Below are 638 nucleotides of genomic sequence, written 5' to 3'. Positions count from 1 at the left end.
GTGATCGACTGCCCGCCGTCGCTCGGCGCGGCGGTGATCTCGACCATCTGTGCGACCGACGTCCTGGTGATCCCGCTGTGGAGCGACGCGTTCTCGTTCAAAGGCGTGGATCTGACCCTCGAAGAGATCGAATCGATCTGCGACACGTTCAACCTCGAGCCGCCCACCGCCAGATTGCTCTTTTCGCGCCACGACAAGCGGGAGAAACTCTCCGCGCGGGCGATCGAAAGGCTGACCACCGAATACCAGGAGCTCTTCGTGCCTTCGGTGATCGGTACCAGCACCGAGCTCAGCAGGGCTCTGGCGCGCAAGGAAACGATCTTCGCATCGCCGCGCTCGAGCCCGGTCAAGACGGCTTATGACCGGTTCGCACGGATCATCCTGGGGCTCGCGCCCCAAGGAATCCAAGCCTGACGGTTTGGCTTCCTTGGCCCAATGCCTCCTGGTTCCAGCTCCGCTGAATACCCAGGCAATTGCTATGTGCAACGGACCCCTAGGAGACTGGTGTAGAACTCAGCCGCAGGCGAGAGCGAGAGATTTTTCGTCAGATCAAGGCGCAGAACCACAGTCATACTGGAGTATTTCGCGGATTCTGCAACGCAGAGCTGGCGGAAGAGATCCGCTCTCGGCGCGGTCTG

Annotated in this window: 1 protein-coding gene; it reads left to right on the top strand. The window is 61.0% G+C overall.

From position 1 onward, the window contains the following. The coding region (locus tag GY725_10105) for a ParA family protein (GenBank protein MCP4004536.1) at positions 1-414 on the top strand (414 nt) is incomplete at its 5' end. Positions 415-638: the final 224 nt, after the last annotated feature.

The organism is bacterium, assembly GCA_024226335.1.
In the GTDB taxonomy this organism is placed as follows: domain Bacteria; phylum Myxococcota_A; class UBA9160; order SZUA-336; family SZUA-336; genus JAAELY01.
The sequence above is the reverse complement of the archived record's forward strand: the minus strand, read 5'-3'. Positions and strand labels throughout refer to the sequence as shown.